Here is an 18812-nt window from a genome sequence, read left to right as displayed (position 1 = left end):
TGGCCTTGCCGCTAAAGCAGGAGCTTCGGGCTGTCGCCAGAGGAGACGGTGCCTTCGCGAAAGCCGGCATGGCCGTGAGCACCGCCGCCAGACACGCCATGGCCTTTACAGCGCGGAAACCAATCTCAGCCCTCTTGAAACTCGCCATCATCGATCTCGCGCTGACCCACATTGCCAATCTGAAAATTGTTCTCCTTTGTGACCGCAACGGCCGGATCGGTTCACATTCCAGGCTTCGCAATTGAACCGGCTCGATGATGAAGCCGACCAAGGCGGGCCCACCAACCGCACAAGGTCATCCCAGTGTCCGACGACTATTCCTATCCCATCGATATCGACAGCATCCGCAGGGCATTTCCGCCGGGCACCGAGGCGCCGCCATTGCTGATTGATTTCGCTGGCTGGCTCAAAGGCCGTGATTGGGGCAATGCCGGCTGCTACGAGCTTGTCGGGGACTTTTCCGACAATGCGCCGATCGTCGACGGCAGCCCGCTGCGCGACCAGTTCGCGCTGTTTGCGCGGTTGCCGGAAGGGTCGGTCGTCGGCGCCTGGTACGGGGCCGGCACCAGCGTCGCCAATGCGCCGATCGTCGTGCTGGGCTCCGAAGGCCAATACGAAATCATCGCGGCGTCGCTCGAGGGTTTGCTGGCCAAGATCGCAATCCAGCGATTTGAGGAAGACGTGGTGTGGACCGACTTTACTCCGCACGAAGACGCAGAGGATGAGACGCACGAACTCGCCGATTGGTTGGCCAAACGTTTCCGCGTGAGGGACCTCAGGAGTTTGACGGAGCCGCCGACCGGGCTACCGGACTTCGGCCGCTGGATGGAGAAATGGTGCAGGGATCGCGAGGCGTTTTGGGAAACGCATCCGGCGATGACCAGACTAGCGGATCAGTTGATCGCGCATCGGCCACCTGGCAAAACGCCATGGGATCGCACGATGTTCGAGGTTGCGATTGCGGGCCAGCAGTATCAGGTGCGCGTGCTGGATCGGGGCCGCCAGCCGATCGAAGAAGTCGTCGCGATTGAACCATTGCTGCGCGGTCTGCGCGACGACATGTGGCGGGCGAAACCCGATCTCGGCCTCTGGTATTCGATGTCGTTTTCGATGGGGGCCGATGGCCGCATCCTGCCGCGCTTCGACTATGAGACGCGTCCGGCGATCAATGACGTTCCTGTCGCAATTGCCGAGGCGCGAACCGACCTTGTCCGCGCACCCCGGCCCGAACGATGGGTGCCGGCTTGGCTGTCGACTTGAGCGGATGGCTCAGAACCCCGCGACGCTGCCGTGCAGATCGTATTGGTCCGCGCGCTCGATCTTGGCGGTGACGATTTCGCCGACCCGCAGCGGACGGCGGCTGGAGACATAGACCGCGCCGTCGATCTCGGGGGCGTCGGCTTTTGACCGGCCCTTCGAGACGGTCGGGCCGACTTCGTCGATGATGATCTGCTGCCGCGTGCCGACCTTGCGCTTCAGACGGCGCGCGGAGATTTTCTGCTGGCGCGCCATCAGTGCGTTCCAGCGCTCCTGCTTGATCTCGTCGGGCACGGGACTGCCGATCGCATTCGAGCTCGCGCCGGCGACCGGTTCATATTTGAAACAGCCGAGGCGATCGATCTCGGCTTCCTCGAGCCAATCGAGCAAATAGGCAAAATCGGAATCGGTCTCGCCGGGGAAGCCGACGATGAAGGTCGAGCGCAGCGTCAGTTCGGGACATTGCTCGCGCCATTTCTTGATCCGCGCCAGCGTCTTTTCCTGCGCAGCCGGCCGCTTCATCGCCTTCAGCACGTCGGGGCTCGCATGCTGAAAGGGAATGTCGAGATAGGGCAAAACCTTGCCCTCGGTCATCAGGCCGATGACTTCGTCGACATGTGGGTAGGGGTAGACATATTGCAGCCGTACCCAGGCGCCGAGTTCGCCGAGTTCCTTGGCGAGATCGAAGAATTTGGCGCGGACCTGGCGGTCCTGCCACGGGCTCTCGGCATATTTGATGTCGACGCCGTAGGCTGACGTGTCCTGCGAGATCACAAGCAGCTCCTTGACGCCGGCGGCGACCAGCTTTTCGGCTTCGCGCAGCACGTCACCCGCCGGGCGCGACACCAAATCGCCGCGCAGCTTCGGGATGATGCAGAAACTACAGCGATTGTTGCAGCCTTCGGAAATCTTCAGGTAGGCGTAGTGCCGCGGCGTCAGCTTGACGCCCTGCGGCGGCACCAGGTCGAGAAGCGGATTGTGGACCGGCGGCAGCGCCCGGTGCACCGCGTCCAGCACGCTCTCATATTGCTGTGGACCCGTGATCGAGAGCACACCCGGATAGGCGGCCTCGATCTGCTCGGGTTCCGCGCCCATGCAGCCGGTGACGATGACCTTGCCGTTCTCCGCCATGGCCTCGCCGATGGCGCCGAGCGATTCCTGCTTGGCGCTGTCCAGGAACCCGCAGGTATTGACGATAACGATGTCGGCGCCGTCATGCTTGCGCGCCAGTTCATAGCCTTCGGCCCGCAGCCGCGTGATAATGCGCTCGGAATCCACCAGCGCCTTGGGGCATCCCAACGAAACAAAGCTGATCTTGGGCGCGGCGGCCTGTTGCATATCTTATCTGCCTGATTGATCAGCACGAGCTAGTCCCAATTGCCCACAATTACAAGGCTTTGCGCGGGACCATGACGTGCTATGGATGGGCCCGCCGGGTTAAGAGTTGATCGATGAGCGCTGAGTCGTCACCGAAAATCGTCATTGTCGACGAAAGCCCGATCCGCGCGGCCATTCTCGAAGAGGGGCTGCGGGAGGCGGGCTTTACCCGCGTGGTCCATATCAGCGAAATGCAGAGCTTGCTGGCGCGGATCTATTCCGAGGATCCCGACGTGATCCTGATCGACCTGGAAAACCCCAGCCGCGACGTGCTGGAGGCGATGTTCCAGGTCAGCCGCGCCGTGCGCCGCCCGATCGCCATGTTCGTCGACCAGAGCGACTCCGCCTCGATCCAGGCCTCGGTCGATGCCGGCGTCTCCGCCTATATCGTCGACGGCCTGAAGAAGGAGCGGATCAAGCCGATCCTCGACCTCTGCATCTCGCGCTTCAATGCCTTTTCCAAGCTGCAGGACGAACTCGACCGTACCAAATCCGCGCTGGAGGAACGCAAGGTTATCGACCGCGCCAAGGGGATCCTGATGAAAGTGAAGGGCCTCACGGAAGACGAGGCCTACGTGCTGATGCGGTCCACCGCGATGCGCGAAAAGAAGAAAATCGGCGAGATCGCGCAGTCGATCCTGACCGCGTCGGAGCTGCTGAAATGACCACACCGCTGCATATCGGCTTCATCCCGCTGGTTGACGCCTCCGCGCTGATCATTGCCGTCGACAAGGGCTTTGCCGCCGCCGAGGGACTCGATGTCACGCTGACGCGGGAAGTGTCGTGGTCCAACGTCCGCGACAAGCTCAATATCGGCCATTTCGACGCGGCGCATCTGCTGGCGCCGGTTGCGATCGCCTCAAGCCTTGGACTTGGCCACGTCAAGCTGCCGATCGTGGCGCCGTTCAATCTCGGGCTCAACGGCAATGCGATCACGATATCGCCGGCCCTGCATGCGGCGATCATGGGCGAAATCGACGGCGATGCACGCAATCCGATGGTGACGGCGCAGGCGCTCTCTCGGGTAGTGGCTGCGCGGCGCAAGGCCGGTGCGGAGCCGCTGACGTTCGGCATGACGTTTCCGTTCTCGACCCATAACTACCAGCTTCGCTTCTGGATGGCGGCGGGCGGGGTCGATCCTGATGAGGACGTCCATCTGGTGGTGCTGCCGCCGCCCTACATGGTGGACAGCCTTGCCAACGGGCATGTCGATGCGTTCTGCGTCGGCGCGCCCTGGAACTCAGTAGCCGTCGATCTCGGCATCGGTCACATCCTGCACTTCGTCTCCGACATCCTGGTGCGCGCCGCGGAAAAGGTGCTCGCGGTCCGGCAAAGCTGGTCAGACAAGTATCCGGAAGTCCTGGCGGCCCTGATCCGGGCCGCCTCGCGCGCCGCGCAGTTCATCGAGCAACCGGACAATCGCAGCGAGGCCGCGCACATCCTCGCGAAGCCGGAATATATCGGCGTCGATGCCGAAGTGATCCTGCGGACGCTGGATGGCCGGTTGAAGATTTCCCCCGACGGCAAGATCCGCGAAAGCAGCCGCTATCTGCTGGTTGGACGCGAGGGCGCCGCGCGGCCCGATCCCGCACAGGCCGCCTGGCTCTACGCCCAGATGGTGCGCTGGGGACAGACGGCGATGCGTCCGGACGCGCTCAAGACCGCCATGGGGGTGTTCAGGCCGGATCTCTATGACGCTGCCTTGGGACAGCCAAGCAGGTCCGGCAACGGTTCGGATGCGGTAGGGGCCTTTGCCGGTCCCGCCTTCACGCCCGATGATATCGCGGGACATCTGGCGGCTTTCGAGATCGGCCGCTGGAAGCCGTGACGGCCTGACCCTGATGGGTCAAAATTAGGCATTGATATCAGTCGCCTAATTATTAGGCCAATTGCCCTTGAAGTCGCTGTGAAGCGAGCTTCAGAGTTTCGCCAGCCTATTTCCAACGCCTTGATATTCCGTACAATTTTTACCAATTCGGTTTGGCACGCAACTTGTATGTTGCAGTGCAGCCAAATCGACGCGGATGTCGGTCGGCTCAAGTCCAAGATGGATTTCCGCAGCAACGAAGCTGGTCGGACCGAACAGGAGCAAAAGCCCGGCACCGCGGCTGCGCCGAGTTCCAAACGGTCAAACCCCCATTCGTTGACGCCACCGATCGTGGCCGCAGGAGCTTCGTCACGCGCTATGAAAATGGAAACGCTCACAGTCGACTTTACCGACGAGCAGAAGCGCTACCTCGAAGGCTTCACCACCGGCCTGCAGATCAGCAGGGTCGGGCGCGGCCTCGGCGGCGGTTCGGGCAAGGCGAATGCCGAGCCGAGCGGACCTGAGGCCGCGCATATCAAGGCGCAGGACAGGGTTACCGCCGCCGGCAAGAAGCTCGTCGAGCAGGAAAAGTGGAAGCGCGAGGAGCATCCGTTCGATGCCTATCCGCGGCTGAAGCAACAGGCGCTGGTCGATGCGCGGCCGTCGCCAGCGGACAATTTCCGCTGGCGCTATTACGGCCTGTTTTATGTGGGACCGGCGCAGGATTCCTACATGTGCCGGCTGCGGATCCCGAACGGCATCATGAAGCATTGGCAGTTTGCTGGGCTTGCCGATCTCATCGAACCGCTGTGCGGACCGTTCTGCCACGTCACCACACGCGCCAATCTGCAGGTGAGGGAGATTCCGCCGAAGAATGCCGTGGCACTCATCGAGGGCATTCAGGACCTCGGCCTGTGTTCGCGCGGCTCCGGCGCCGACAACATCCGCAACGTCACGGGGACGCCGACGGCGGGGATCGATCCGCAGGAAATTCTCGACACCCGCGAATACGCCCGCGAGTGGCACTATCACATCCTCAACGACCGCTCGCTGACGGGATTGCCGCGCAAGTTCAACGTCGCCTTCGATGGCGCCGGCAAGATCGCCGTGCTGGAAGACACCAACGACATCGCGTTTTCCGCCGTCGAGGTGAAAGACGGTTTTGGCGTCGAGCCCGGCGTCTGGTTCAAGCTCGGCATCGGCGGCATCACGGGCCACCGGGATTTTGCCGCCGATACAGGCATCATCGTCAAGCCGGGCGATGCGACCAAGGTGTCGGATGCCATCGTCCGTGTCTTCATCGATCTCGGGGACCGCACCAACCGGCTCAAGGCGCGTTTGAAATATGTCATCGACGGCATGGGGATGGAAAAATTCCTTGTGTTGGTCGAGGAGAAACTCGGCGACGCCTTTACGCGCGTGCCGGCGGAGGCGCTGGCGCCACGGCCCAATTTCGACCGCACCGCCCATATCGGCGTGCACAAGCAGAAGCAGGATGGCCTGAACTGGATCGGCGTCGCACTGCCGCTGGGTAAAGTGACCTGCGCGCAGATGCGCGGTCTCGCCAAAATCGCGCAGGATCTCGGCGACGGCGATATCCGCCTGACCGTCTGGCAGAACCTGCTGATTCCGGGTGTGCCCGACGACAAGGTCGCGCTGGCTACGGCCGCGATCGAGGCGATCGGGCTTGCGATCGGGACCTCTGAACTCCGCGCCGGCCTGATTGCCTGCACCGGCCGCGCGGGCTGCAAATTCGGCCTTGCCGACACCAAGCGCACGGCCGCCAGGATTGCGGATTGGTGCGATCCGAGGGTGCCGATCGAGACGCCGATCAACATCCATCTCACCGGCTGTCACCATTCCTGCGCGCAGCATTACATCAGCGACATCGGCATGATCGGCGCGCGTATCCCGGTCGGCGATACCGACGACACGGTCGATGGCTTTCATGTCTTTACGGGCGGCGGCTTTGGTCCGGACGCCGATGTCGGGCAGGAGGTGTTTCACGATGTTACGGCGGAGGACGTGCCTGTCTATGTCGAGCGGCTGTTGAAGGCCTATCTGGCGCATCGCGCTTCGCCCGATGAAACCTTCCTGACGTTTGCGCGCCGCCATGACGGCGAGACGCTGCGCAAGCTGGCCGACGCTGAGGTGTCCTCATGAACCAGATCACGCCGCCGCCGAAGATCGAGATCATTCCCTCCAGCGCGCCGTTCTCCGAAGCGCAGCGCTCGTGGCTGAACGGGTTCTTTGCCGGGCTCTTGTCCGACGCGCCGACGCCGTTGTCGGCCGAGCAAGGTGCTGCCGTCATGGATGGCGGCGATGTCGATGACGGCGCGCCGTGGCACGACCAAACCATGCCGATTGCCGACCGCATGAAACTCGCGGAAGGCCGCCCGCTGCGGCGGAAAATGATGGCGGCGATGGCGCAGCAGGACTGCGGCCAGTGCGGCTACAATTGCAACGACTATTCGGACGCGATCGCCGGCAAGACCGAAGCGCGGCTCAATCTCTGCGTCCCCGGCGGCAAGGAAACCGCCCGGATGCTGAAATCGCTGTATGAGGAACTGGACAAGGCGCCGGCGGCGCCATCATCGGCGGCTGCCGCACCCGCCGCCGCTGCCGCGCCCGCGGTTGTCGCAGAGCCGGGCCGCTCGCGCGACAATCCCGCGCCGGCAAAATTCCTCGGGCGCTATCTGCTCAACAAGGGCCAATCGGAAAAGGAAACCTGGCACATCGACTTCGACCTGTCGGGCTGCGGGCTCGATTATGTCGTCGGCGATTCCTTCGGCATCTTCGCGCGCAACGATCTCGGCAATGTCGATCAGATCATTGCCTTGCTCGGCGCATCGCACACCAACGAAGTCCGCGGCAAGACCTTGCGTGAGGTGTTGCTCGACGATGTCTCGCTGGCACCGGCACCGGATTCGCTGTTCGAACTGATCTCCTACCTCACCGGCGGCGCGCAGCGCGAGAAGGCGAGGGCGCTGGCACAGGGTGAAGATCCCGATGGCGATGCCGCGACGCTTGACGTGATGGCGGTGCTGCAGAAGTTTCCCAACGTGCGGCCGCATCCGGAAGCCTTCGTGGAAGCGCTGGAAGCGTTGCAGCCGCGGCTCTATTCGATCTCGTCCTCGCACAATGCGACGCCCGGAAAGCTCTCGCTGACGGTGGACTGCGTTCGCTACGTCATCAACAAGCGCAAGCGGCTCGGCCTTGCCTCGACCTTCCTCGCCGAACGCATCCGGCCCGGCGACGAGGCCAAGGTCTATGTGCAGAAGGCCCACGGCTTTGCGCTGCCGGAGGATCCGAAAATTCCGATCATCATGATCGGGCCGGGCACCGGCATCGCGCCGTTCCGCGCCTTCCTGCATGATCGCCGCGCCACCGGCGCGCCCGGCAAGAACTGGCTGTTCTTCGGCCATCAGCGCAGCGACTGCGATTTCTTCTACCAGGATGAACTCAACGCGATGAAGACGTCGGGGCTCTTGACGCGGCTATCGCTGGCGTGGTCGCGCGACGGCGACAAGAAGTTCTACGTGCAGGACCGCATGCGTGAAGTCGGCCGCGAAGTGTGGACGTGGCTCGCCGAGGGCGCCAACGTCTACATCTGCGGCGACGCCAAGCGGATGGCCAAGGACGTCGAGCGCGCGCTGGTCGATATCGTCGCCCAGTTCGGCGCCCGGTCCACCGACGAGGCCGTCCTGTTCGTGGCGGAACTCAAGAAAAAGGGCCGGTTCCAGCAGGACGTTTACTGAGGGGGTACAATCGTAGCCCCGCGGGTTCCAATTCGCTCAAATCGGCCCGAATAAAATTCTCGCCCGAATTGGGTCGAGAGAATTTTTCACTGGAAAGTGAGTCCGCAGGAGGGGCCGTATCACTATTTTTCGGGCCCGCTTGCAAGTTGGCGCGAACGATATTCCATATGGAGCCCATGCTGCGTTGGAGATCGACGATGCGCGAACTATCGGCGGAGGCCCGCCTGCACCTCTATGCACGTTCCCTGTCCCGACGGACCGGAACCGGATTTCATACCGCCGCGCTCTACAGCTCGCTCGCGCTCATCGCGGCCATCGTCTTCAGCTCGCTCTCGGTTCACCCGTTCTGATTTGAAGCGTTCTTTTTTGAAGCGTTTTCTTAACGCGAACCGGAAGCCACTTCGCTCGAAAACACTATGTTACGGCCAGGCCGCGTAGGACGCGCCGCGCCGCATCTGCTCCAGCCGGGAGCGACGCCGGTAGGCGCCCGGCGAAACGCCCTGGTGCTTGCGAAAGAACCGGCTGAAGTATCCGGGATCACGAAATCCGAGGCCGTAACCGATCTGCTCGACTGGAAGATCGAGTTGTTGCAGGCGCGTGCAGGCCTCCTCGATCAGTCGCAGATGCACGACGGCGCGAGGGCTGACGCCTTTCTCGCGTTTGCAGTGGGCGTGTAGCTTGTCCTCGGTAACGCCCAGCGCGGCCGCATAGCGCGCGACCTGCCAGCCATCGCGGTAATGCAATTCGACCATCTGCAGAAAATTTCCGACCAGGCGGGTGCCGTCACCTCGGTGCGCGGCTTCGTCGGGCGGTTCGCCTGAAATGACGGAACGCCACAGATGCAGGCAGAGCAGCAGCACATGCGATGACGTCATCGTCGTTGTGCCACGTCCGGGAGAATGCAGTTCGCGCACCAGCGCGTCGCAGCCATGGATCACGGCGTTGAAGGCTTCGCCGACCTGTCCCGCCTTCAAGAGCACAAGCCGGTCGATGGTGCGGCGGAGGTGAAGCGCCTCGGCACTGCCAGCGACGGTCTTGGTGAGAAAGTCTTCGGAGATCGCGACCAGATAGCCCTGCGCGCCGGCTTCGACCTGCAGATCGCCTTCGAGATCGGCCGGCAGCCACAGCAGCGCCGGCGCCTCAAACGCCACATTTGTGCCGCGCAGCGCAACGGCGCCTCGCCGCGCCTCGATCACCAGGAGGTGGGAACGGCGAAGTCCGCGCTGACGAATGACCCATTGAGCCGGCGCCAGGCTGGCGGAAAACCGCTCCGCATGGAGGGCCGGAATCGGCTTCTCCGCAAAGGCTTCCAGCCCCGAACCCAACTGCATGGCATCCCTCAACCGTGACAATCTACCGCTTGTCGCAGGCGGTCTTTGGCGGAAGGATACAATCAATCCCCGGATACGTCCAATTCTATGCCGGTAACGCTCCCATAGGCTGCATCCGGTCGAACGCCGCTCCAAGGCGATGGACGCAAAAGTCTCTGGGAGGAGAACATGGGGTCATCAGTCACCCGCTTCGCAGCGGGATTACTCGCCGTCACCGGGGCGGCCCTTTTCGCAGTCGATGGACCGGCGCTGGCACAAAGCTCGGTCAAGATCGGCTACGCGCTTTCGCGCACCGGCCCGAATGCCGGCGGCGCCGCGGTGACGACGCTGCCGAACTACGAAATGTGGGTGAAGGAAGTGAACGCCGCAGGCGGCCTGAAGCTTGGCGACAAGCGCGTGCCGATCGAAGTGGTGCAATATGACGATCGCTCCAGCGCCGAAGAGGCGGCAAGGTCGCTCGAGCGTCTGATTACCCAGGACAAGGTCGACTTCATCCTGCCGCCCTGGGGCACCGGCCTCAATCTGGCGGTCGGGCCGATCCTCAACAAGGCCGGCTATCCGCACCTCGCATCGACCGCGGTGACCGACCGCGCGCCTGAACTGGCCAAGCGCTGGCCCAACAGCTTCTGGCTGCTCGGCACCAGCGCCGGCGCCGCCAACACGCTGGTGGATCTCCTGGTCAAGCTGCGCGGCGAAGGCAAGATCGGCGACACGGTCGCCATGGTCAGCGTCGCCGACGGTTTTGGCATCGACCTGTCGGGCGCAGCGCGTCCTGCACTGGCAAAAGCCAATTTCAAGCTGGCCTATGACAAGACCTACCCGGTCGGCACGCAAGACCTCAGCCCGATCGTCAACGAGGTCAAGGCGCTCAATCCCGACGTCTTCATCGCGTTCAGCTATCCGCCGGATACGCTCGGGATTACCGAACAGGCGCGGATCGCAAGCTTCAATCCAAAAATCTTCTACACCGGCGTCGGCACGGCTTTCCCGCTGTTCAAGCAGAAGTTCGGCGCCAACGCGCAGGGCGTGATGGGGATCGGCGGCTGGAGCGGCGACAGCGCCCCGATCAAGGATTATCTGGCGCGCCACAAGGCGGCAGCGGCGAACGGCGCCGAGCCGGATCGCTGGGCCAGCGCGGTGACCTACGCGAGCCTGCAGATGCTGCAGCAGGCGATCGAACGCGTCGGCAAGATCGACCGTGAGGCCGTCATCAAGGACCTGCAGACCGGGACCTTCGATACCATCATCGGCAAGGTCAAGTTCGAGAACAACCTGCCGACCAAATATTGGTGGGTAGGGCAGTGGCAGGACGGCGAATTCTACGGCGTCGGCCCGGCCACCAACGAAGGCGCGCGTACGCCTGTTGTCCCGAAGCCGGCATGGAAGGCGCCGTGATCGGCGATTGATCCGAACGGCACTGAGTAAATGACGAACGCCATCTTCACCGGCCTGATGCTCGGGGGCATGTACGCGCTGATCGCCATGGGGCTGACGCTCCAATATGGCGTGGCGCGGATCATGAACCTGTCCTACGGCGAGTTTCTCGTCGCGGCGGCCTTTGCGTCCTACTGGCTGTTCACGGGATGGGCATTGAACCCGTTGCTTGGACTGGCGCTCGTCATTCCCGCCGGTTTCGGCGTGAGCCTGTTGCTGTACCGCGTCCTGCTCACGCCACTGGTGCGCCGGGCGCGGACGCGGGGCGCGCTCGAAGTCGACAGCATTCTGGCGACGTTCGGCATGATGTTCATCGTCCAGGGCATCATGCTGTCGATGTTCGGCGGCGCTTATTTCAGCTACTCCTTCCTCGCGATCCCGGTCAGCCTGTTCGGTGAAATCCTCGCATTGAACCGGCTGATCGCGTTCGGCCTGGCGGTGGCGGTCGGGCTTGCACTGTATCTGGCGCTGACCCGCACCCGGCTCGGCACGTCGATCCGCGCCGTTGCGGTCGATCCGATGGCTGCGCAGCTGGTAGCGATCGATGTCGTCAGGACATCCGCATTTGCGTTCGCGCTTGGCGGCGCGCTGGTCGCCGCCGCCGGCGTTCTGATCAGCATGTTCCTGACCTTCAGCGCCTCATCGGGCGTGATCTTCACGATGAAGGCACTGATCGTGGTCGTGATGGGCGGCGTCGGCAATCTGCTTGGCTGCCTCGTTGCCGGTTTGGCGCTGGGCTTAAGTGAATCACTGGTCGCGACCTTCGTCGACCCGGGCCTGACACTGGCGGTGAATTTCGCGCTGTTCCTCGGCGTTCTGCTGGTCAAGCCGGCCGGCCTGTTCGGGAGGGCGCAGCGATGAGCGCAATGCGCCTTGCCGCCGCGCTCGCGGCCTGCGCCGGCCTTGCCGTACTGGCGCTGCTGCCAGTGTACGTCGATGCCTACTACCTCGCACTCGCGATCGGCCTGTTGCAATTCACCGTGCTGGCAACCGCATGGGGCTTGTTCTCCGGACCGACGCGCTACGTCTCACTGGCAACGACGGCGTTTTTCGGCGTCGGCGCCTATACGGTGGCGGTGCTCGGCGAACTGCTGCCCTGGCCACTGGTGCTGCTGATCGCGACCGCGATCGGCGCGGTGATGGCCGTTGTCGTGGGCCTTTCCACGCTGCGGCTCAGCGGCCTGCATTTCGTGATCTTCACGTTCGGGCTGGCCGAACTCATTCGCCAGCTCGTGATCTGGTTCGAAGTCAACAAGTCCCGCGTGCTCGGCCGCTACGTGTTCGTCGACATCACCCAGAAGGATATTTACTGGCAGCTTCTCGCGTTGGCGGTCGCGGTGTTCGTGATCGGCTGGCTGATCGAGCGTTCGCGGCTCGGCTTTGCGCTGCGTATCATCGGCGAGGACGAAACCGTCGCCAAGCATTGCGGGATCAACGTCACCGTTGCCAAGGTGACGCTGTTCACGATTAGCGCCGTGTTCATGACGCTGGTCGGCGCGATCATGGCGCCGCGCTGGACCTACATCGAGCCGTCGATCGTCTTCAACGCCACGATTTCCTTTGAAGTCGTAATCATGGCGCTGCTGGGCGGCGCGCACCGGCTCTGGGGGCCGGCGCTCGGCGCCATTCCGCTGACGTTGCTGTTCGAGTTCCTGGCGGCGCGGTTTCCGACCGCCTCGACGCTGATCATGGGCGTCATCTTTCTGCTGATCGTGTACGCGCTGCCTGCCGGCGTCGTCGGCCTGTGGGACAATTTCCGGCGGCAATGGCGGCCACGGCGGGTCGAGCAGGAGGCCAAAGCATGATGGCTTCCACTGTCCTTGAGATCAAAGGCTTGGTCCGGGCGTTCGGCGGCCTTGTTGCCGTCAATGCGCTGGACATGACGGTCGGGTCTGGCGAGATCGTCGGACTGCTCGGTCCGAACGGATCAGGCAAGACCACCGCGCTCAATCTCGTCTCGGGCGTGCTGCGTCCGGATTCCGGCGCGATCCACTTCGCCGGGCACGACATTGCCGGGATGGCGACGCATCGCATCGCGCGTCTGGGCCTCGGGCGAACCTTCCAATTGGTCCGCGTGCTCGACGGCATGAACTGTGCCGAGAACGTCCGGGCGGGTCTCGCTTTTCATCCTGCACGCCTCGCACGCGGCGAAATGGACGCTGCCGCCATCCGGTTGCTGGAGCGGGTCGGGTTGAAAGATGCCGATCAACGCATGGCAACCGAGCTGACCTATATCGACCGCAAGCGCCTTGAGCTGGCACGCGCGCTGGCGCTGAAGCCGCGGCTTCTGCTGCTCGACGAATGGCTGGCCGGGCTCAATCCTTCCGAGCTTTTGATAGGCATCGCGCTGATCCGCTCGTTGAAAGAGGAGGGGTTGTCCATCTTGCTGGTCGAACACGTCATGGACGCGATCCGTTCGCTTTGCGATCGCTGCGTGGTCATGAACAGCGGCCGGAAGATTGCCGAGGGAACGCCGGACAAGGTGCTCTCCGATCCCGCCGTGATCGAGGCCTACCTCGGAGCGCCCGCCAATGCTTGAGGTCGCAAATGTCAGCGTCACGTATGGCCAGCACCACGCGCTGACGGATGCCAGCTTGAGCGTCGGCCGTAGCGAAATCGTGGTCATCCTCGGCGCCAATGGTGCGGGCAAAACCTCACTGCTGAAGGCCATCGCCGGCATCGTGGCCTGTCTTCCGGGCAAGCGCGTCACGCTTTCGGGGCGCGATATCTCGGCTCTTCCGGCCCACGAGATCGTCGAAGCCGGTCTGGCGTTGGTGCCGGAAGGCCGCGGCATCTTTGCTGATTTGACGGTCGCGGAAAACCTGTTGCTGGGCGCCAACCCGAAGCGCGCCCGTGTCGGGGAGGCGGCGCGGCGGGAGCGGGTGCTGTCGCTGTTTCCGCGGCTCGGCGAACGGCTCGGACAGACGGTGCGGACCATGAGCGGCGGCGAGCAGCAGATGGTCGCGATCGGTCGCGCGCTGATGTCCAATCCCGACGTCCTCCTGCTGGACGAGCCCTCGCTCGGCCTGTCGCCGCTATTGGTGCGCGAATTGTTCGCAAGCCTGCGCAAGGTGCGCGAGAGCGGAGTCGGGTTGCTGCTGGTCGAACAGAACGCGCGCGAAAGCCTCGCCATTGCCGATCGCGGCTATCTCATCGAGAACGGCAAGATCACCGGCAGCGGCACCGGGACCGAGCTGATGTCCAACGATGCCGTACAGCGCGCCTATCTCGGCGGCATCGTCGCAAGCGCGGTTTGAAACTCACGAAAAACAACCTGAAAACACGGAGGATCACGCCATGAACCAGATCAGTCTGCTGCTCGAAAACCAGGATGTTCAGGCGGTTGACGGCGTCACGTTCGATCGCCTCAACCCCATCACGGGCGAAGTCGCTACCCGCGCTTCCGCCGCGCAGATATCCGATGCCAAACGCGCTGCCGATGCAGCTGCGGCGGCGTTCCCCGCGTGGTCGTCAACCGGACCGGGCCTGCGCCGAAAGATCCTGCTCAAGGCAGCCGACGCGCTCGAAGCCAAGACGGCGCAGTTCATCGAACTGATGGCGACCGAAACCGGCGCCACCGCCGGCTGGGCCGGGTTCAATGTGGGTCTTGCCGCGGGGATGCTGCGCGAAGCGGCCGCCATGACGACGCAGATTTCGGGCGAGGTGATCCCGTCGGACAAGCCGGGCTGCATCGCGATGGCCGTTCGGCAGCCGGCCGGCGTCGTGCTCAGCATCGCGCCCTGGAACGCCCCGGTGATCCTCGGCGTCCGCGCGGTGGCGCTGCCGCTGGCGTGCGGAAACACGGTTATCCTGAAGGCCTCGGAGATCTGCCCGGGCACCCACCGTTTGATCGCGGAATGCCTGCGCGATGCCGGTTTGCCGCCCGGCGTGGTCAACGTCATCACGAACGCGCCGGAAGATGCGCCTGATCTGATCGAGGCCCTGATTGCCCATCCCGCCGTGCGCCGCATCAACTTCACCGGTTCGACCCGCGTAGGCCGCATCATCGCCCAGACGGCGGCAAAATATCTCAAGCCGGCACTGCTCGAACTTGGCGGCAAGGCGCCGCTGATCGTGCTCGATGACGCTGACATCGATGCTGCGGTCGCCGCTGCCGCGTTCGGCGCGTTCATGAACCAGGGACAGATCTGCATGTCGACGGAACGGATCGTGCTCGACAACAAGGTCGCCGACGCCTTCGTCGCCAAGCTGGCGACCAAGGCCGACTCGCTGGTGGCGGGCGATCCGCGCAAGGGCGGCACACCTCTGGGATCGCTGATCGGCGCGGATGCCGTTGATCGTATCCAGGGTCTGATCAAGGACGCGGTAGCTAAGGGCGCGCGTGTCGTGGCCGGCGGCCGGTCGGAGGGGACGTTGATGTCGGCCACCGTGCTCGATCACGTCACCTCTGTCATGCGGATCTATGGCGAGGAATCGTTCGGTCCGGTGGTCAGCATCGTGCGTGTAAACAGCGTCGATGAGGCCGTGCGGGTCGCGAACGATACGGAGTATGGATTGTCAGCGGCAGTGTTCGGCCGCGATATCGCACGCGCCATGGAAGTCGCCAAGCGGATCGAGTCCGGCATTTGTCATGTCAATGGGCCGACGGTGCACGATGAAGCGCAAATGCCGTTCGGTGGTACGAAGGCCTCCGGGTATGGCCGTTTCGGCGGCAAGGCAGGGATCGCCGAATTTACCGAACTGCGCTGGATCACCATCGAGACCGGTCCGCAGCATTATCCGATCTGAGGGTGTTGGGCTGACATCGCGCCGCGGAAATCCCGCGGCGTGACGCCAAAGAAACTCTTGAACGTCCGGGTCGCGTGCGCGCCGTCGGCGAAACCGCATTGCATGGCGAGCGCGGCAATTGAAGTTTGCGACAGGGCAGGTTGCTGCAGCAGCTCTCGAAAGTGATCGACACGAATCTGGAGCACGTGGCGTTCAAACGTCGTCTGCTGGTCGGCAAAGACGCGATGGAAGGTTCGCTCCGAAACGCCGAAGGCGGCCGCAATCGCCGGGGCCGGCCGGATCGCCGCAATGTTTCCCCTCAGGTAGGTGTCGATCAGGCCGAACAGCTCGGCGCGGGTAAGCCCGTGGTCGTCGCCGGTTGCGAGACGAAGCAGGGTCGATAGATACGCGACGATATCCGTTTCGTCCTGGCCTGGCCGCGCATCCGACAGACGGATGGCAGCGCGAATGAACGCCGCGATCGAACGCGCGATGGCGCCCGACAGAGGGACGGGTCTGGCGCATAGTCGCTCGGCTTGCGGAAACATCTGGAGCAGCGTCGCGGCGGGTACCGTTGCGATCAGCACTTCGGAACGCTGTTCGGGTCCATCGAGCCGATCCTCGAACGGCCGCCGCGCGTCATAGAGTACGCCATATCCCGGCTCGATCGTGCCTTCGTTACCTGCCTGCGCCATCGAGCTTCGCCCGCGACGCTGGAAATCGAACATGAATTCGTCCGAGCCCGCCCTGCTTACGAGCTTTGCGTCGCGGCTGTAGCATTGCGGGCTGCTGTCGAAACGCACGAGCTTGACGCTGCCGAGTTCCACGAACTCGAAGTGACCGCTGACCCGCGTCGGACCGATCGGCCTGGTCTCGATATGGGCGAATGACCGGCAGATCGACTCGGTCCAGAACGCCTGGCGTTCGGCGGGGTGGATTTGGTCTGTCGAGACGCTGATCGGCATCGCGGATGCGGCCCACAAGGTGATGGCTCACCGTCGCCCGAATTCGGCCCGGCTGGCAAGATCGAAAAGCTGGCAGGTTCATTCAAGACGGTGCACCCTGGTTATCCTAACGTGCGGTCCAATGTTGCAAGGTGTGAATATGGACCTGACGAGAGAACCGGCCGGTACGGCCGTCACGCATCCCCTCGATCCGCTCAGCGAGGCTGAGGTGGTGCTGGCCTCCGATCTGCTGCGGGCCGCCAAGCAACTTGGTCCGGATACCCGCTTCTCCCACGTCCAGCTTGAGGAACCGGCCAAGGCCGACATCCTGGGTTGGACATCAGGCACCAAGTTGCCGAGGCAGGCGGCGGTCACGCTGTTCGACTGCAAGACCGGGGCGACCCATGTCGCGACCGTCGATCTCGGGTCAAGGCAAGTGACGGCATGGCGCGAGCATCCAACCAAGGCGCATCCTTATGGCCAGCCGCCGGTCACGATCGAGGAGGTGTTCAAGGTCGGCGACATCGTCAAGCGTGATGCCGGATGGCGGCACGCGATGAAGCGACGCGGGCTGACGGACGAGGACATCGAACTGGTCCAGGTCGATCCGTTCTCGGCCGGTTATTTCGACCGGGACGTCGAGAAGGGCCGCAGGCTTGTCAGTGGGGTTTCCTTTTGGCGCCGCGATATCAAGGACAATGGCTATGCCCATCCGATCGAGGGCGTGGTCGCGCTGGTCGATCTGATCGAGGACAAGGTCGTCCAGCTCGTGGACGAGCAGGAAATCGTTCCGATCCCGAAGCGATCTCGCAACTATGATCGCGCGTCGATCCCGAAAATGCGGGAGGACGTCAAGCCGCTCGACATCGTGCAGAAAGACGGTCCCGGTTTCTCCGTCGAGGGTTGGAAGGTTTCCTGGCAGAATTGGTCGTTCCGCGTCGGCTGGACCGCGCGCGAAGGCCTCGTGCTGCATCAGATCGGCTTCAATGACAGCGGACGCGAGCGGCCGATCATCTATCGGGCAAGTGTGTCCGATATGATCGTGCCTTATGCCGACCCAACCGCGAACCATTTCTGGAAGTGCGCGTTTGACGCCGGCGAGTACGGGCTGGGCAAGCTCGCCAATGCGCTGGAGCTTGGCTGCGACTGCCTCGGGCACATCCATTATTTCGACGTTCCGGTCGCCGATGATTACGGCAAGCCGTCTGTCATGAAGAACGCGATCTGCCTGCACGAGGAGGATTACGGCATCCTCTGGAAGCACTATGAATTCCGCAACGAGACCTTCGAGGTGCGGCGCTCCCGCCGTCTCGTGATCTCGTTCTTCACGACCGTCGGCAATTATGATTACGGCTTCTACTGGTATTTCTATCAGGACGGCACGATCCAGCTTGAAGTCAAGCTGACCGGCATTATCCAGACCGCGGCGGTAGCGCCCGGTCAATCCTATCCCTGGGGCGGCATGGTCGCGGAGGGGCTCGGCGGTCCGACACACCAGCACTTCTTCAACGCGCGCCTGCATATGATGGTCGATGGCGAGCGCAACAGCGTCACCGAGCACGAATTCAAGCCACGGCCCTTCGGCAAGGACAATCCATACGGCAACGTGTTCGACACCACTGCGCGAACGCTGGCGAGCGAACAGGATGCGGCTCGCGAGGCCGACGGCCGCACCGGGCGCTACTGGAAGATCATCAATCCCAACCAGACCAACAGCGTCGGCGGGCCGACCGGGTACAAGCTGCTGGCGCATGCGGCGCCGGTCATGCTGGCGCAGGAAAATTGTTACATGACCGCGCGCGGCGGCTTTGCCACCAAGCACCTCTGGGTCACGCGCTATGCACCCGACGAACGCTATGCCAGCGGCGAATTCCCGAACCAGCATGCCGGCGGCGACGGTCTGCCGAAATACGTGGCGCAGAACCGCGGAATCGAAAACGAGGACATCGTGGTTTGGCACACGTTCGGCGCCACCCATGTCTGCCGGCCCGAGGATTTCCCGGTCATGCCGGTGGAGTATGTCGGCTTCGCCCTCAAACCGAACGGCTTCTTCGCCGAGAATCCGGCGATGGATTTGCCGCCTGATCGCAACGACGCAAGCCGCGACGTCAGGGAGAAGGGGGCGTGCTGCGCCTGACACGCGACTGGTTTCGCATCCGATCCAAACAGGAGATGG

Annotated in this window: 17 protein-coding genes; 14 read left to right on the top strand and 3 right to left on the bottom strand. The window is 63.3% G+C overall.

All coding sequences use genetic code 11. From position 1 onward, the window contains the following. Positions 1-68: 68 nt before the first annotated feature. Both JQ575_RS01790 and JQ575_RS01785 read left to right on the top strand, forming a co-directional pair. Positions 69-245 (top strand): hypothetical protein, encoded by a 177-nt coding sequence (locus JQ575_RS01790; RefSeq protein WP_212031562.1) that lies wholly within the window; start codon positions 69-71, stop codon positions 243-245. Between the two features lie 58 nt (positions 246-303). Next, positions 304-1260: a hypothetical protein gene (locus JQ575_RS01785; protein ID WP_212031561.1), complete on the top strand. Its 957-nt coding sequence runs from the start codon at positions 304-306 to the stop codon at positions 1258-1260. 9 nt (positions 1261-1269) lie between these two features. On the opposite strand, the gene rimO is transcribed toward JQ575_RS01785, so the two are convergent. Continuing rightward, entirely contained in the window at positions 1270-2595 is a 1326-nt protein-coding gene (gene rimO, locus JQ575_RS01780; protein ID WP_212031560.1) for a 30S ribosomal protein S12 methylthiotransferase RimO, read from the bottom strand. 113 nt (positions 2596-2708) lie between these two features. On the opposite strand from rimO, the gene JQ575_RS01775 reads away from it, so the two are divergent. The 5 genes from JQ575_RS01775 to JQ575_RS01755 all read left to right on the top strand — a co-directional run bounded on the left by JQ575_RS01775 (position 2709) and on the right by JQ575_RS01755 (position 8549). Beyond that, entirely contained in the window at positions 2709-3299 is a 591-nt protein-coding gene (locus tag JQ575_RS01775) for an ANTAR domain-containing response regulator (protein ID WP_212031559.1), read from the top strand. Continuing rightward, positions 3296-4462: a CmpA/NrtA family ABC transporter substrate-binding protein gene (locus tag JQ575_RS01770; RefSeq protein ID WP_212031558.1), complete on the top strand. Its 1167-nt coding sequence runs from the start codon at positions 3296-3298 to the stop codon at positions 4460-4462. The genes JQ575_RS01775 and JQ575_RS01770 overlap by 4 nt, the downstream gene beginning before the upstream one ends. Before the next feature lie 357 nt (positions 4463-4819). After that, on the top strand, positions 4820-6604 hold the full coding sequence (locus tag JQ575_RS01765; RefSeq protein ID WP_212031557.1) for a NirA family protein: 1785 nt from the start codon (positions 4820-4822) through the stop codon (positions 6602-6604). Continuing rightward, positions 6601-8199 (top strand): sulfite reductase subunit alpha, encoded by a 1599-nt coding sequence (locus JQ575_RS01760; RefSeq protein WP_212031556.1) that lies wholly within the window; start codon positions 6601-6603, stop codon positions 8197-8199. The genes JQ575_RS01765 and JQ575_RS01760 overlap by 4 nt, the downstream gene beginning before the upstream one ends. Before the next feature lie 197 nt (positions 8200-8396). Further along, on the top strand, positions 8397-8549 hold the full coding sequence (locus tag JQ575_RS01755; protein WP_212031555.1) for a hypothetical protein: 153 nt from the start codon (positions 8397-8399) through the stop codon (positions 8547-8549). A gap of 69 nt (positions 8550-8618) precedes the next feature. Here JQ575_RS01755 and JQ575_RS01750 read toward each other — a convergent pair whose 3' ends face one another. Next, the gene (locus tag JQ575_RS01750; protein ID WP_212031554.1) at positions 8619-9530 is read right to left on the bottom strand and encodes a helix-turn-helix domain-containing protein; all 912 of its coding nucleotides are present in this window, start codon (positions 9528-9530) and stop codon (positions 8619-8621) included. A gap of 168 nt (positions 9531-9698) precedes the next feature. Here JQ575_RS01750 and JQ575_RS01745 point away from each other — a divergent pair, with 168 nt between their 5' ends. Genes JQ575_RS01745 through JQ575_RS01720 form a run of 6 tightly spaced genes read left to right on the top strand, consistent with a single transcriptional unit; the run spans position 9699 to position 15713 of the window. Then, a complete protein-coding gene (locus JQ575_RS01745) occupies positions 9699-10925 on the top strand; it encodes an amino acid ABC transporter substrate-binding protein (protein WP_212031553.1) in 1227 nt (408 codons plus the stop codon). 30 nt (positions 10926-10955) lie between these two features. Further along, positions 10956-11825: a branched-chain amino acid ABC transporter permease gene (locus tag JQ575_RS01740; protein WP_249133094.1), complete on the top strand. Its 870-nt coding sequence runs from the start codon at positions 10956-10958 to the stop codon at positions 11823-11825. Next, complete coding sequence (locus JQ575_RS01735) at positions 11822-12769, top strand: branched-chain amino acid ABC transporter permease (protein WP_249166362.1); 948 nt, start codon at positions 11822-11824, stop codon at positions 12767-12769. The genes JQ575_RS01740 and JQ575_RS01735 overlap by 4 nt, the downstream gene beginning before the upstream one ends. Beyond that, a complete protein-coding gene (locus JQ575_RS01730; RefSeq protein ID WP_249166361.1) occupies positions 12730-13503 on the top strand; it encodes an ABC transporter ATP-binding protein in 774 nt (257 codons plus the stop codon). The genes JQ575_RS01735 and JQ575_RS01730 overlap by 40 nt, the downstream gene beginning before the upstream one ends. After that, positions 13496-14221 carry an ABC transporter ATP-binding protein gene (locus JQ575_RS01725; protein ID WP_212031552.1) on the top strand — a complete coding sequence of 242 codons (726 nt, stop codon included), beginning with the start codon at positions 13496-13498 and terminating at the stop codon, positions 14219-14221. The genes JQ575_RS01730 and JQ575_RS01725 overlap by 8 nt, the downstream gene beginning before the upstream one ends. A 40-nt stretch (positions 14222-14261) precedes the next feature. Next, entirely contained in the window at positions 14262-15713 is a 1452-nt protein-coding gene (locus tag JQ575_RS01720; RefSeq protein WP_212031551.1) for an aldehyde dehydrogenase, read from the top strand. Here the strand turns inward: JQ575_RS01720 and JQ575_RS01715 are convergent. Continuing rightward, the gene (locus JQ575_RS01715; RefSeq protein ID WP_212031550.1) at positions 15701-16675 is read right to left on the bottom strand and encodes a helix-turn-helix domain-containing protein; all 975 of its coding nucleotides are present in this window, start codon (positions 16673-16675) and stop codon (positions 15701-15703) included. The genes JQ575_RS01720 and JQ575_RS01715 overlap by 13 nt on opposite strands. Positions 16676-16796: 121 nt before the next feature. Here JQ575_RS01715 and JQ575_RS01710 point away from each other — a divergent pair, with 121 nt between their 5' ends. After that, a complete protein-coding gene (locus tag JQ575_RS01710; RefSeq protein ID WP_212031549.1) occupies positions 16797-18773 on the top strand; it encodes a primary-amine oxidase in 1977 nt (658 codons plus the stop codon). The last annotated feature ends 39 nt before the right edge of the window (positions 18774-18812 follow it).

Origin of the sequence: Bradyrhizobium sp. JYMT SZCCT0428 (assembly GCF_018131075.1) — a bacterium.
In the GTDB taxonomy this organism is placed as follows: Bacteria; Pseudomonadota; Alphaproteobacteria; order Rhizobiales; family Xanthobacteraceae; genus Bradyrhizobium.
This window is presented reverse-complemented; position numbering and strand designations above follow the sequence as displayed.

What these genes read in the sequence shown, in the direction of transcription:
- JQ575_RS01790 (WP_212031562.1), top strand. Translation starts at nt 69, where the DNA reads ATGGCCGTGAGCACCGCCGCCAGACACGCCATGGCCTTTACAGCGCGG.
- rimO (WP_212031560.1), bottom strand. Translation starts at nt 2,595, where the DNA reads ATGCAACAGGCCGCCGCGCCCAAGATCAGCTTTGTTTCGTTGGGATGC.
- JQ575_RS01775 (WP_212031559.1), top strand. Translation starts at nt 2,709, where the DNA reads ATGAGCGCTGAGTCGTCACCGAAAATCGTCATTGTCGACGAAAGCCCG.
- JQ575_RS01770 (WP_212031558.1), top strand. Translation starts at nt 3,296, where the DNA reads ATGACCACACCGCTGCATATCGGCTTCATCCCGCTGGTTGACGCCTCC.
- JQ575_RS01765 (WP_212031557.1), top strand. Translation starts at nt 4,820, where the DNA reads ATGAAAATGGAAACGCTCACAGTCGACTTTACCGACGAGCAGAAGCGC.
- JQ575_RS01760 (WP_212031556.1), top strand. Translation starts at nt 6,601, where the DNA reads ATGAACCAGATCACGCCGCCGCCGAAGATCGAGATCATTCCCTCCAGC.
- JQ575_RS01755 (WP_212031555.1), top strand. Translation starts at nt 8,397, where the DNA reads ATGCGCGAACTATCGGCGGAGGCCCGCCTGCACCTCTATGCACGTTCC.
- JQ575_RS01750 (WP_212031554.1), bottom strand. Translation starts at nt 9,530, where the DNA reads ATGCAGTTGGGTTCGGGGCTGGAAGCCTTTGCGGAGAAGCCGATTCCG.
- JQ575_RS01745 (WP_212031553.1), top strand. Translation starts at nt 9,699, where the DNA reads ATGGGGTCATCAGTCACCCGCTTCGCAGCGGGATTACTCGCCGTCACC.
- JQ575_RS01740 (WP_249133094.1), top strand. Translation starts at nt 10,956, where the DNA reads ATGACGAACGCCATCTTCACCGGCCTGATGCTCGGGGGCATGTACGCG.
- JQ575_RS01735 (WP_249166362.1), top strand. Translation starts at nt 11,822, where the DNA reads ATGAGCGCAATGCGCCTTGCCGCCGCGCTCGCGGCCTGCGCCGGCCTT.
- JQ575_RS01730 (WP_249166361.1), top strand. Translation starts at nt 12,730, where the DNA reads ATGGCGGCCACGGCGGGTCGAGCAGGAGGCCAAAGCATGATGGCTTCC.
- JQ575_RS01725 (WP_212031552.1), top strand. Translation starts at nt 13,496, where the DNA reads ATGCTTGAGGTCGCAAATGTCAGCGTCACGTATGGCCAGCACCACGCG.
- JQ575_RS01720 (WP_212031551.1), top strand. Translation starts at nt 14,262, where the DNA reads ATGAACCAGATCAGTCTGCTGCTCGAAAACCAGGATGTTCAGGCGGTT.
- JQ575_RS01710 (WP_212031549.1), top strand. Translation starts at nt 16,797, where the DNA reads ATGGACCTGACGAGAGAACCGGCCGGTACGGCCGTCACGCATCCCCTC.